The following is a 12961-nucleotide window of genomic DNA, read 5'->3' on the forward strand; positions in this document are numbered from 1 at the left end:
ATCTACCAGAACTGCCCCATCTTCAACGACGGCGCCTTCGACGTACTGAAGGAACCCGGCGAGAAAGAGCAGAGGCTCATCCCGCTGGAGGACGGCAAACCCATCCGCTTCGGACCCGACGGCGAATACGGCGTCGTCCGCACCGAACTCGGCGGACTCGAGGTCGCGAAGATCAGTGAGGTCGGCGAGGACCGGATCGTGGTGCACGACGCGGGAGTCGAGGACCCGTCCTACGCGTTCGCGCTGTCACGGCTCTCGACACAGGACCTGTCCCACACGGTCACCGGCGTGTACCGCAACGTTCAGCGGCCGACGTACGACGACATGGCGCGCCAGCAGGTGGCCGCCGCTACCGAGGCGAAACCGCCGAACCTGCAGGCGTTGCTGAACGGCAACGACACCTGGACTGTCGGCTGAGAAGAGGCCCCGGCCTTGCCCGGGGCCTTTCTTCTACTTCTTGGCCGCGGCGCGCTTCTTGTGGTCCCAGGCCTGGAAACCCGCGCTCTCCGCGTCGGCCTCGCTCTTGAACCAGACGTCGGCCTTGGTGCGGGTGAAGTACGGGGACTTCTGCGTGTGGAAGAGCTTCGAGGAAGCCTTGGCCTTGACCGTGAAGTCCGCGGAGGGAGCGGAGCCGTCGGCGGTCGGCTTGCCGGAGCCGGGGCCGTAGGGGCCTTCTGCGATGAGCTCGGCGGTGCGGCCGTCGTCGTCGAGCGTGTTTATCGCGGGGTTCGCGGCCTCGACCGGAACAGCCTCGGCGTCCAGGACCGCCTCTGCAGCCCCGGCAACGGACGACTCCTCAGCAGCAGCGTGCTCAGGCTCCGCGTCAACGACGGAGTCGGGGACGGCCGACTCCTCGGCGGGCTCCGGCTCGGCCACCGCGGCAGCGGGTTCCACCTCGGCGGGTTCTGCCTCGGCTTCCGGCTTCGCGTCGACGACAGATTCGGTGACGGCCGGTTCCTCGGCCGCCGCTTCTTCGCTGGCGGCAGCGGAGTCGGAGGCGGCAGGCTCGGCGATGTCAGACGCGGTGGCCGGCTTGGCTTCCGTTGCGGCGGCCGGCTCGACGGCGACCGTCTCCTCTGCGGGAGCAGGCTTTTCGGCAGCTGCCTCCGGGGTGACGTCGTCCGGGACGTCCTCAGTGAGGACCGTGGTCACGGGGGCGGCCTTCTCCGCGGCTTCAGGGCTCCCCGCCTTCACGGACGTGCCCGCCGCTGTAGTCGGCTCGCCTTCGGCACCCTTGCGCCGCCCGACCGACTTCAGCTTGACGACAAGTTGCTGCAACCAACTCACGGCGTCTGCCTCCTCGCGGATAACGCGGTAACGATCACCGGTTGGCGAGAAGAATAGGGTATTTGCAACCACGTCCGGAGACCGGCCGTCAAGTCAGTGTCGAGAAGATCATCCAACCGGACGAAATCCCACCCGTTCGGCGTCAGCGGCGGTGCGGAACCAGACCTCGGCCACCGTACGGCCGAACTGCGGAGACTCCGGGGTGCAGTACCGCAGGGCCGCGACACTCGCCTTGATCGTGAACTCCGGCGACGGGGACGCACCGCCCGGCAACGGCATCGCCGAGCCTGGGCCGAACGGGCCACGGCCGCCGCCACTGCCCTGCCGCAGGCGGTGTGGAGGTGGTGGGGTGGCCATACCTTCATCGGTCGCCGGGATGATCGGCTCGAACAGCGATCGTGGCGCCTCGTCCACGGCGGCGGCGACGGCGGCGGGTGCGGCGACGGGCTCCGGGGTCGGCTCCACGCCGAACGGGAGGTGGTGCCTCGGCTTGCCCGGCACCCGCTTCGGCAGCGCGTTCGGGGTTGGTTCCACCTTCACCGCCACGCCCGGCGTGATCCGGTTCTGCTGCGGCACACGGCGCGGGAGGTCGCTGGCCGAACGCGAGGGTGCCGGCTCTTCCTCGACCGCGGGGGTCGTCGCCACGACCTCCGTCTGTTCCTGCGGCTGCTCCGGTGGCACGTCCGGTTCCGTGAACGCCGACGGCGCCGGCTCGGCGAAGGGCTCGCGGTCGGCGAACGCCGGCTCCGACTCGTCGGCGGTCTCGGCGTCGGAACGTTCGCTGGACTCCGCCGGCTCGTAGTCGTCCTCGGCGGCGACCGGCTCGGGCTCGTCGGTCCGCTCACGGTGGTCGGCGTCGAACTCCGCCGGCTGCTCGTCCACGCGGTCGTCGGCCTCGGCACGCGCCAGCTCTTCCTTGCCGGCCTCGTCGATCTGGCGGATCAGCTCACCCGGGATCGGGTGCGTCCGCTGGGTGAACACGGTGCCGCCCGAGTCGTCCTCGATGGCGGACCTGGGCTCCTCCGCCCCGTCGAGGGCGCTGCTGATGCCCGAGCCCTCATCCGCGTCGTCGGCAAGGCGGGAACCGAACGGCTCGTCCGGCTCGGCCAGGTGGTGGCGGTTCCTCGGTACCGCCGGCTGGTCTTCCGGCGCCTGGTTGGCCGCGTCCGCGTCGAGCTCGTCGTCGAACCAGCCGCGGTCCGATGGCGGCTGGGACATCGTCGGGACCTCGGGCGGCGCGGTGAGGGAACCGGCCGAGACGTCCAGGTACTGGGTGGCGACCGCACGTGGCTGTTCGGCCAGTTCGGTGTCGGGGATCTCGGGCGGTGCGGTCAAGCCACCACCGAACGAGGGTTCCTGCGACGGCGGGAAGTCGCGGTTGGGCGGGCCGTCGTACGGGGCGAGCCGTTCGCGCTCCGGCGGCAGCGGCGGCGGGACGTCGTCCAGCCGGTACCCACGCGTCAGCTGGTCAGAGGAGTCGTCACGATCGCCGAATCCTGGTACCACGGAACGTAGGTCGTCACGTGTACCGAGGGACTCGGGGCGCGCCGGTGCCGATGGACGGCGCGACTGCGTGGCGAGCTGAGCCTCCAGCTCACCGACGCGGTTGCGAGCCGGTCTGGCCACCAGCAACCAACAGAGCAGCGCTCCGAGCAGGAAGGCCAGCGAACTCCACAACCAGACCTGCCCAAAGATCGGCATCGATCGAACTCCCTTCGCGCGACGCGCGAGCGCACAAGCAGGGCGGTGACAGGCTACTGCGGTCGGCATCCGCGTGAGCACCGCCCACGCGGATTCGGCAAGGCCAACACGCCGAGCGTCACCTACCGCGTACGTGCCACCACGTAGCGTGCCAGCATGTCCAGTGCGTCGCGTGCTGAACAGGCCGGAAGCGTGGCCAGCTCGGCGCGCGCCCGATCGGCGTAGTCACTGAGTGTGCGGGTCGCCTGCTCGAGGCCCGGCGACTTGCGCAACAGGATGAGGGCCTCGTCGACGGCGTCGTCGTCGGTGATCGGACCGGCGAGCAGCTCCGCGAGCCGTGGGTCCGGGTCCTGCGCGAGCGCGTAGAGCATCGGCAGGGTCCGGACGCCCTCCCGCAGGTCGGTGCCCGGGGTCTTGCCGGACTCGTCGGCCGGGGAGGCGATGTCGATGATGTCGTCGGAGATCTGGAACGCCGCGCCGATCAGGTCGCCGTACCGGTACAGAGCCTCCGTGTGCTCGGCCGTCGCGCCGGAGAACATGCCCCCGTACCGGCCGGACGTCGCGATCAGCGAGCCGGTCTTCTGGCCGATGACGTCGAGGTAGTGCCGCACGGGGTCGTCGTCCGGGCCGGGTCCGACGGTTTCTCTCATCTGGCCGGTGACCAACTTCCCCATGGTCTCCGCGATGATGCGCGCGGCATCGCTGCCGAGGTTCGCGACGAGCCCGGACGCGTGGGCGAACAGGAAGTCGCCGGTGAGGATGGCGATGGTGTTGTCCCAGCGCGCGTTGACGCTCTTGGCGCCGCGCCGCATGGTCGCCTCGTCCATGACGTCGTCGTGGTAGAGCGTCGCGAGGTGCACCAGCTCGACGGCCGCCGCGGCCGTGATCACCTCGTCGGTGCCGCCGTCGGCGAACTGCGCGGACAGCAGCGTGAACAGGGGGCGGAAACGCTTGCCGCCCGCCTTGACCAGGTGCAACGCCGCCTGGTTCACGAAGTCGACGTCGCTCTGCACCACCGTACGCAGGACTTCCTCGACCTTGATCAGGCCGGCGGTGATGTTCTCGACAAGCTGCGGATCGGCGTCGTCGAGCCCGAGCGACGCCGGAAGCCGTGGCACGGTTTGGTCAGCAGTCACTCGGCACGCTCCCCACGAAGAAATCCCTGGGTACAGCCTAATGTCCTGGGCTTTCAGCCACTCCACGAGTGTGCTGTGACACAGGCGACTGGCACTGGTCAGCGCTGCGATTCCACGCAGAACTCGTTGCCCTCAGGGTCGGCCAGCACCACCCAGCCCTTCCCTTGCGGTCCGCGCTGGTCCGCGACCAGAGTGGCGCCGGCAGCGGTGAGGCGGGCGACCTCCTCGTCGCGGGTGCGTTCCGTCGGGACGAGGTCCAGGTGCAGGCGGTTCTTCACGGTCTTGGTTTCGGGGACACGGATGAACAGCAGCTCCGCCATCGCCTTGTCCGGCGGCTCCAGCAGCACCTCGTCGTCACCTGGCTGGTCGATCTCACTGATCGGCCAACCCGTGGCCGTGCTCCAGAACCGTGCCAACTCGTACGGCTCGGCACAGTCGATGGTGATGTGTTGGACGCGCACGACACTCCTGGGACGAAGAACGGCGCCCGCCGGGACAACCAGCGGGCGCCGTCGATGAACGAGCGGTTACTGGATCGCGAACGTGCCGCCGCCCGCCCAGTCCAGGGCGAAGGCGGGCACGATGCCCAGCAGCAGTGTGATCACCACGCCGAGGGTGATGGCTGCCGTGGTGAAGGCGCCTGGGACCGTGACCGACGGGCCGTCGGGCGCCGGCTCGCTGAAGTACATCAGCACGATCACGCGCAGGTAGAAGAACGCCGCGATGGCCGAGGCCACCAGAGCGACCACCACGAGCGGGGCCATGCCGTCGGCGAGTGCGGCCTGGAAGACCACGAACTTGCCGATGAAGCCGGACGTCAGCGGGATGCCGGCCAGTGCGAGCAGCAGGAACGTGAACACCGCGGCCACCAGCGGGGACCGCTTCGCCAGGCCCGCCCACTGCGACAGGTGCGTCGCCTCGCCGTCGGCGTCGCGGACCAGCGAGATCACGCCGAAGGCGGCGACCGTCGTGAAGCCGTACGCCAGCAGGTAGAACAGCGTGGAGGACACGCCCTCCGGCTTGAGCACGATCGCGCCGATCAGCAGGAAGCCGGCGTGTGCGATGGACGAGTACGCGATCATGCGCTTGATGTCGGTCTGGGTCAGGCCGAGCACCGCACCGATGATCATCGACACGATCGCGACGCCCCACAGGATGCCGCGCCACTCCCACTGCGTCGACTCCAGGCCGACGGACAGCACCCGCATGATCCCGCCGAACGCGGCCACCTTCGTGCAGGCGGCCATGAACGCCGTGATCGGGGTCGGCGCGCCCTGGTACACGTCGGGGGTCCAGGCGTGGAACGGGCCGACCGAGCCCTTGAACAGGAGGCCGACGATCAGCAGGGCCATGCCGCCGAACAGGAGCGTGTCGGCGCGGTCGGAGCCGGCGGCCGCGTTGGCGATGGCCTCCAGCTTCACCGAACCCGCGTAGCCGTACAGGAGCGCGAGGCCGTACAGGAAGAACGCCGACGCGAACGCGCCGAGCAGGAAGTACTTGACCGCGGACTCCTGCGACAGCAGCCGCCGGCGCCGCGCCAGGCCACACATCAGGTACAGCGGCAGGCTCAGGACCTCGAGCGCGATGAACATCGTCAGCAGGTCGTTCGCCGAGCAGAACACCATCATGCCGCCGAGCGCGAACAGCGTCAGCGGGAAGACCTCGGTCTGCATGCCGAAACGGGCCGCGTCACGGCGGTTCGGGTGGGCGCCCAGCCGCTGCTCACGGTCCTGGACCGTGCCAGGCCGGATGGCCGCGGTGGCCACGAAAGCACCGCCCGGCTCCACCGAGCGGTCCGCGATCATGAGGACCGCGCCAAGCGACAACGCCAGCAGCGTGCCCCACAGGAACAGCGCCGGACGGTCGACGGACACCGTGCCCGACAGCGTCACCTCACCGGTCGCCGGCGCGTCGGTCAGGTAGAACGCCAGCGCGATGCCGGCGCCGACCAGCGACAGCAGCGTCAGGAACACCTGGGCCGACCACCGCTGGTGCTTGGGCAGGAACGCCTCGAGCAGCACCCCGACGCACGCCGCGCCCAGGATGATCAACACCGGCAGGATCGCCGGGTAGTTGACCGGCGGCAGCGTCTCCTTGTCGGCGTCCTGCGCGAGCAGGATCACCGAAGACAGTGCGGACAACTCAGTTGCCTCCGTCCGAGATGCCGACCGACGACAGTGTCGCGTCCACGGTCGGCGTGATCACGTCGAGCACGGGCTTCGGGTAGATCCCGATGCCGACGACCAGGACCAGAAGCGGTGCGAGCACGAGCTTCTCGCGGCCGCTCAGGTCGAGGATGGCCTTGCGGGCGCCGACCTCGGGCGCGATCGCGGTGCCGGGGCCGCCCGCCACGTCCACGAGCGCGTTGCCGCGGACCGGGCCGTGGAACACGCGCTGGTACAGCCACAGCACGTACAGCGCGGCCAGGATCATCCCCACGGTCGCGAGGATCGTGTACACCGGCTCCCGCCCGTACGAGCCGATCAGCACCAGGAACTCCGAGATGAACGAGTTCGTGCCGGGCAGCGACAGCGAGGCGAGACCGGCCACGAAGAACACGCCGGCCAGCGCGGGCGTGATCTTGGCGAGGCCGCCGTAGTCGGCGATCAGCGACGAGCCACCCCGCGCGATCACCATGCCGATCACCAGGATCAGCATGCCGGTCGAGATCGAGTGGTTGAGCATGTAGGACACCGCGCCGACCTCGGACTGCGCCGAGAACGCGAAGATGCCGATCGACATGAAGCCGAAGTGCGCGATGGACACGTACGCGATGAAGCGCTTCATGTCCCGCTGGCCCGTGGCGAGCAACGCTCCATAGAGGACACCCGCGACACCCATGACGAGCACCAGCGGGGCAAGCTCGACGCTCGCGTCCGGCGTCATCGGCAGCAGGTAGCGCAGGAAGCCGAACGTGCCGACCTTGTCCAGGACGGCGATCATGATCACGGCGACGCCGATGGGCGCCTCCGCGGCCGCGTCCGGCAGCCAGGTGTGCAGCGGCACCAGCGGCGCCTTCACCGCGAACGCGAGGAAGAAGCCGAGGAAGATCCAGATCTGGTTCTCGAGCGGCGCGTTCGACACGACCCGCACCAGCGTGGCCCAGTCGAACGAGCCGGAGCCCAACTCCTCGGCGGCCAGCGAGTAGGCGCCGATGGCCGACGCCAGCATGATCAGGCCGCCGAGGAACGAGTACAGGAAGAACTTGACCGCCGCGTACTGCCGCCGGGCGCCGCCGTAGCTGCCGATGAGGAAGTACATCGGGATCAGCATGACCTCGAACAGCACGTAGAACAGGAACACGTCGGTCGCCGCGAACACGCCGATCGTGATGGCCTGCGTCAGCAGGATCAGCGACCAGAACCCGCCGGCACTGCGCTCGGCCGGCAGCTTGTCCGCCCAGCCAGCACCGATCACGATCGGCACCAGCAGCGCGATCACCGCGATCATCACGAGCGCGATGCCGTCGATGCCGAACGCCAGGTGCACGCCGAAGGCCGGGATCCAGTCGATCGAGAACGCCTGCTGGAGCCGAGCGCCGGACGGGTCGTAGGAGATCCAGGAGATCACCGCGACCACGAACTCGACGAGCGAGACGCCGAGCGCCACCTGCTTGGCGAGCTTGTCGTTGTCCCGCAGGAACGCCACCACGATGGCGCCGACCAGCGGGATCAGCAGGAGCGCGACCAGCAGGGCCGCACCGGATGTGGAGGTCATGCTGATGCCCCCTGTGTCAGAGCCGCATGCTCCCCGACCGCACCCAAGGGGAACGGGACGCAAGCCAGCCACAAGTACGTGATCAACGGGACCGTCGAGTCCCGACGGAACCAACAGTCAAAATCGCGGGGAGGCGGAACAGCGCTCACGCGTACCTCACCGCCAGGAAGGCAATCAGCACCAGGATGGAGCCGGCGAGCATCGATGCCGCGTAGGAGCGGACGAAGCCGGTCTGGAGTCTGCGCAACCGGCCGGAGCTGCCGCCGAAGCCGGCGGCGATGCCGTTCACGAGCCCGTCAACTCCCTTGTTGTCCACGTACACCAGCGCCCGCGTCAGCCAGGTGCCCGGCCGGGCGACCAGGACCTCGTTGAGGGCGTTGCCGTACAGGTCCTTGCGTGCCGCGCGGACCGGGAACGACACCGGCTCTGGCTTGACCACCGGCACGTCGCGGCGGCCGACGACCAGCCACGCGACCAGCACACCCAGCAGTGACAACGCGATCGTCAGGTACGGGATGAGGCTGTGGTCGATGGCCGTGTGCTCGGCCTCCTGGAGCGTGCCGAGCGACGGGGACAGCCACTCGGCGAGCAGGTCACCGGAGGAGAAGAAGAAACCGGCGCCGACCGAACCGATCGCCAGGATCGCCATCGGCACCCACATGACCGGACCGGACTCGTGCGGGTGGAAGTCCCTGCCGTCCTCGGACTTCAGCTCCTTCCACCGCTGCTTGCCGAAGAACGTCATGAACATCAGGCGCGTCATGTAGAAGGCGGTGAGCCCGGCACCCAGCAGCGCGGCGAGGCCGAACGCCCAGCCACGCCAGCCCTCGGCGCCGAACGCGGCCTCGATGATCGCGTCCTTGGAGAAGAAGCCGGAGAACGGCGGGATGCCGATCAGGGCCAGGTAGCCGAGGCCGAACGTCACGAAGGTGATCGGCATGACGCGAGCCAGGCCGCCGTACTTGCGCATGTCGACCTCGTCGTTCATGGCGTGCATGACCGACCCGGCGCCGAGGAACAGCCCGGCCTTGAAGAAGCCGTGCGTCAGCAGGTGCATGATGCCCAGCGCGAACCCGAACGGGCCGAGGCCGACGGCCAGCATCATGTAGCCGATCTGGCTGACCGTGGAGTACGCGAGGACCTTCTTGATGTCGTCGTACGCGCAGCCGATGATGCAGCCGACCAGCAGCGTCACCGCGCCGACGATCGTGACGACCAGCCGGCCGTCCTCGCTCTGCATGTAGATCGGGTTGGCGCGGGCCACCAGGTACACGCCCGCGGTCACCATCGTCGCCGCGTGGATGAGGGCGGAGACCGGGGTCGGGCCCTCCATGGCGTCGGGCAACCACGCCTGCAGCGGGACCTGGCCGGACTTACCGCAGGCGCCCAGCAGGAGCAGGATCGTGATCGCGGTGATCGACGCCGGCGACAGCTGGTCGAGGTTGGCGAACACCTCGGTGTACTGCGTGGTCCCGAGCTCCGCGAAGAGGATGAAGATCGCGATGGCCAGGCCGACGTCGCCGACCCGGTTCATCAGGAACGCCTTCTTGGCCGCGGTCGCCGCGGACGGGCGGTTCGTGTACCAGCCGATCAGCAGGTACGAGGCGAGACCCACGCCCTCCCAGCCGAGGTACAGCGACACGAAGCTGTTGCCCAGCACCAGGATCAGCATCGCGGCGACGAACAGGTTGAAGTACCCGAAGAACCGCCGCCGGTCGGGGTCGTCGGCCATGTAGCCGATCGAGTAGATGTGGATCAGCGAGCCGACGCCGGTGATCAGCAGTACGAAGCTGATCGACAGCGGGTCGATCCGGAGTCCGAAGTCGACCTGCAACTGTCCGACCGGGATCCAGTCGAACACGTGCAGGTTCTGCACCCGCTCGCCCTCCGGCAACCCGGTGGAGGAGAAGAACAGGATCACGCCGTACACGAAGGACGCGACGACCGTCGCGCAACCGAGCAGGTGACCCCACGCGTTGGTGGCCTTGCCGCCGAGCAGCAGGACGGCCGCGCCGATCACCGGGAAGGCGATCAGCAGCCAGGCGCTGCCGGCGGCACCGCTGGCCGCTGTAACGCCCCCGACCTCCTGGGCCAGCTGGAAAGTAGACGACACGGATTACCCCTCAGTACTTCAGCAGGTTGGCGTCGTCCACAGAGGCCGACCGGCGGGTACGGAAGATCGACATGATGATCGCGAGTCCGACGACCACCTCGGCCGCCGCCACCACCATCACGAAGAAGGCCATGATCTGCCCGTCGAGCGAGCCGTTGATCCGCGCGAAGGTGACCAGCGACAGGTTCACCGCGTTCAGCATCAGCTCGATGCACATGAACACGACGATCGCGTTGCGCCGGACCAGCACACCGACCGCGCCGATGGTGAACAGCAGCGCGGAGAGCAGTAGGTAGACCGTTGGGGTCACTGGGTTTCCCCTTCCCGAGTCGGGTTCAAGGCTCGGGCTTCGGCGGCGTGGGCGCTGCCCGCGACGGCCTTGCGCTCGTCGTCGAAGGACTCCGCGGCGGCCGAGTCGATGAGCCGCGACAGCGACTCCGGCGCGACCGAGCCGTCCGGCAGCAGGGCGGGCGTGGCGACCGACGACGACGTGGCGAACACACCGGGCCCTGGCAGCGGCGACGGGCGGTCGTGCTCGCCGCGGAAGCGGGCCTCGACCGTTTCCTTCTGCGTCTTGCGGCCTCGGGTCTGCCGGTCGACGTAACCGAGCACCATGGCGCCGACGGCGGCGGTGATCAGGAGCGCGGACGTGAGCTCGAAGGGGAACAGCCAGTCGGTGAAGATCGACCGGCCGATGTTCTCGACGTTCCCGTTGCCGCCGTTGGCATTGCTGCCCTGCAGGCCCACCGGCGTCACCGAGGTGAGCGAGCGGGCCAGCGCGGTGACGATCAGGACGGCGAGGCCGATGCCCAGGAGCGTGGCCAGCAACCGCTGTCCACGAAGGACCTCGACCACCGAGTCCGACGAGTCCCTGCCGACCAGCATCAGCACGAACAGGAACAGCATCATGATCGCGCCGGTGTAGACGATGATCTGCACGAAGCCGAGGAACGGCGCCTGCTGGACCATGTACAGCACACCGAGGGACAGCATCGCCAGCACCAGGAACAGCGCCGAGTGCACCGCGTTGCGCGCGAAGATCATGCCGAGCGCGCCGAGCAGTGCCAGCGGGCCGAGCACCCAGAACGAGATGGCCTCACCGGTGGACATCACGTTCTGGACGTCCTGAGCCAGTACGAAAGCTGCGCTCACTTGGCCGCCTCCTTCGTCGGGTCGGGGTAGCCCCACTTCCGAGCGAGCCGAGGCGCGTCGACGTAGTAGTCCTGCTCGTTGTCGCCGAGGCGCATCGGGTGCGGCGGCTGCTCCATCCCCTTCATCAGGGGTGCCATGAGCTGTTCCTTGGTCCAGATCAGGTCCTGGCGGTTGTCGTTGGCCAGCTCGTAGTCGTTGATCATCGTCAGCGACCGGGTCGGGCAGGCCTCGACGCACAGGCCGCAGCCGATGCACCGCAGGTAGTTGATCTGGTAGTCCATGCCGTAGCGCTCACCGGGCGAGAACCGCTCCTCGTCGGTGTTGTCCCCGCCCTCGACGAAGATCGCGTCCGCCGGACAGGCCCACGCGCACAGCTCGCAGCCGACGCACTTCTCCAGCCCGTCCGGGTGCCGGTTGAGCTGGTGGCGACCGTGGTAGCGCGGCGCGGCCGGCGCGCCTGCCTCCGGGTACTCCTCCGTGACGACCTTCTTGAACATCGTCGAGAAGGTGACCCCGAAGCCCTTGAACGGATCAAACATCCCCATCGGTGGACTCCTTCGCAGTGTCGCCGGCCGAGCCGGTACCCACGGTGGCCCGCTGGCGACGGCGTTCCCGGCCGCGGACGGCCTTGCGTTTCGGCGGCCCCGGGATCTCCAGGTCGAGCGGCGGCACCGGGTACCCGCCACCGGTGATCGGCACGCGGTCCTCGTCGTCCTCGATCTTGCGGTCCGGCAGCAGCAGCGTCAGCAGGATCAGCGCCAGCACGCCGAGGCCGAGCCAGAGCACCCACTGGCCGGTGGACACGTTGTTCTCGCTGCGGAACGCCCGCACCGCCGACACCAGCACGATCCACACCAGGTTGGCCGGGACCAGGATCTTCCAGCCGATCTTCATGAACTGGTCGTACCGGAACCGGGGCAACGTGGCGCGGACCCAGATGAACGCGAACAGCAGCAGGAAGGTCTTGGCGAAGAACCAGAGGACCGGCCACCAACCGGTGTTGAAGTAGTTGTCGTTGATCAGCGAGATCGGCCACGGGGCCATGTACCCGCCGAGGAACAGCGTGGTGGCGAACGCCGAGACGATCACCATGTTGACGTATTCGGCGAGGAAGAACAGCGCGAACTTCATCGAGCTGTACTCGGTGTGGAAGCCGCCGACCAGCTCCGACTCCGCCTCCGGCAGGTCGAACGGCGCGCGGTTGGTCTCGCCGACCATCGACACGAGGTAGATCAGGAAGCTCGGGATCAGCAGGTAGAAGTACCAGCCGCTCTGTTGCGCGTCGACGATGTCGCCGGTGGACAGCGACTGCGCGTACAGCACGACCGCGACGATCGACAGACCCATCGCGATCTCGTAGGAGATCACCTGCGCGGCTGAGCGGAGCCCGCCGAGCAGCGGGTACGGCGACCCGGACGCCCAGCCGGCGAGCACGATGCCGTACACGCCGAGCGAGGAGCACGCGAGGATCACCAGCACGCCGACCGGCAGGTCGACCAGCTGCAGCACAGTCTCCTCGCCGAAGATCGACACCTTCCCGCCGATCGGCATCACGGAGAACGCCGTGATGGCCGGGATCGTCGAGAGGATCGGGGCGAGGAAGTAGACCTTGCGGTCCGCGCCCTCGGGGATGATCTGCTCCTTGAACGGGAGCTTGATCGCGTCCGCGACGGACTGGAGCAGGCCGAACGGACCGACCCGGTTGGGGCCGGGGCGCTGCTGCATGCGGCCGATGATCTTTCGCTCGGCCACGATCAGGATCATGGTCATGATCGGCCCCAGCAGGAGCAGGATCACGACCTTGATCAGGATGAGCCAGAGTGGGTCGTCGGCAAGTAGTGCTGCCCTGTCCATA

At 68.4% G+C, this 12961-nt stretch carries 11 protein-coding genes and 1 pseudogene; 1 reads left to right on the forward strand and 11 read right to left on the reverse strand.

Annotated elements, in window-relative coordinates:
* Positions 1-417, forward strand: a pseudogene (locus VF106_RS03975) (2-oxoacid:ferredoxin oxidoreductase subunit beta); the annotation flags it as partial.
* A 33-nt stretch (positions 418-450) separates the two neighbouring features.
* Here the strand turns inward: VF106_RS03975 and VF106_RS03980 are convergent.
* From VF106_RS03980 to nuoH, 11 genes are all read right to left on the reverse strand, one after another.
* Positions 451-1287, reverse strand: a complete 837-nt coding sequence (locus tag VF106_RS03980) for a sunset domain-containing protein (RefSeq protein WP_330838165.1) — start codon at positions 1285-1287, stop codon at positions 451-453.
* Positions 1288-1395: 108 nt separating this feature from the next.
* Positions 1396-2988, reverse strand: coding sequence for a sunset domain-containing protein (locus VF106_RS03985; RefSeq protein WP_330838166.1), 1593 nt, complete (start codon positions 2986-2988; stop codon positions 1396-1398).
* A 122-nt stretch (positions 2989-3110) separates the two neighbouring features.
* Positions 3111-4124: a polyprenyl synthetase family protein gene (locus tag VF106_RS03990; protein WP_330838167.1), complete on the reverse strand. Its 1014-nt coding sequence runs from the start codon at positions 4122-4124 to the stop codon at positions 3111-3113.
* Between the two features lie 98 nt (positions 4125-4222).
* A complete protein-coding gene (locus VF106_RS03995; protein WP_330838168.1) occupies positions 4223-4585 on the reverse strand; it encodes a VOC family protein in 363 nt (120 codons plus the stop codon).
* Positions 4586-4651: 66 nt separating this feature from the next.
* Entirely contained in the window at positions 4652-6244 is a 1593-nt protein-coding gene (nuoN, locus tag VF106_RS04000; RefSeq protein ID WP_414638850.1) for an NADH-quinone oxidoreductase subunit NuoN, read from the reverse strand.
* A gap of 22 nt (positions 6245-6266) precedes the next feature.
* Positions 6267-7841, reverse strand: a complete 1575-nt coding sequence (locus VF106_RS04005) for an NADH-quinone oxidoreductase subunit M (RefSeq protein ID WP_330838169.1) — start codon at positions 7839-7841, stop codon at positions 6267-6269.
* A gap of 145 nt (positions 7842-7986) precedes the next feature.
* Positions 7987-9936: an NADH-quinone oxidoreductase subunit L gene (gene nuoL, locus VF106_RS04010; protein WP_330838241.1), complete on the reverse strand. Its 1950-nt coding sequence runs from the start codon at positions 9934-9936 to the stop codon at positions 7987-7989.
* Between the two features lie 28 nt (positions 9937-9964).
* Complete coding sequence (gene nuoK, locus VF106_RS04015) at positions 9965-10264, reverse strand: NADH-quinone oxidoreductase subunit NuoK (protein WP_075127779.1); 300 nt, start codon at positions 10262-10264, stop codon at positions 9965-9967.
* Positions 10261-11106 carry an NADH-quinone oxidoreductase subunit J gene (locus tag VF106_RS04020; protein ID WP_330838170.1) on the reverse strand — a complete coding sequence of 282 codons (846 nt, stop codon included), beginning with the start codon at positions 11104-11106 and terminating at the stop codon, positions 10261-10263. Before VF106_RS04020 ends, nuoK begins: the two co-directional genes overlap by 4 nt.
* On the reverse strand, positions 11103-11651 hold the full coding sequence (gene nuoI / locus VF106_RS04025) for an NADH-quinone oxidoreductase subunit NuoI (RefSeq protein ID WP_330838171.1): 549 nt from the start codon (positions 11649-11651) through the stop codon (positions 11103-11105). The genes VF106_RS04020 and nuoI overlap by 4 nt, the downstream gene beginning before the upstream one ends.
* Positions 11638-12960, reverse strand: coding sequence for an NADH-quinone oxidoreductase subunit NuoH (gene nuoH, locus VF106_RS04030; RefSeq protein ID WP_330838172.1), 1323 nt, complete (start codon positions 12958-12960; stop codon positions 11638-11640). Before nuoH ends, nuoI begins: the two co-directional genes overlap by 14 nt.
* Between the last annotated feature and the right edge of the window lies 1 nt (position 12961).

Source organism: Actinophytocola sp., from assembly GCF_036378875.1.
GTDB lineage: Bacteria > Actinomycetota > Actinomycetes > Mycobacteriales > Pseudonocardiaceae > Actinophytocola.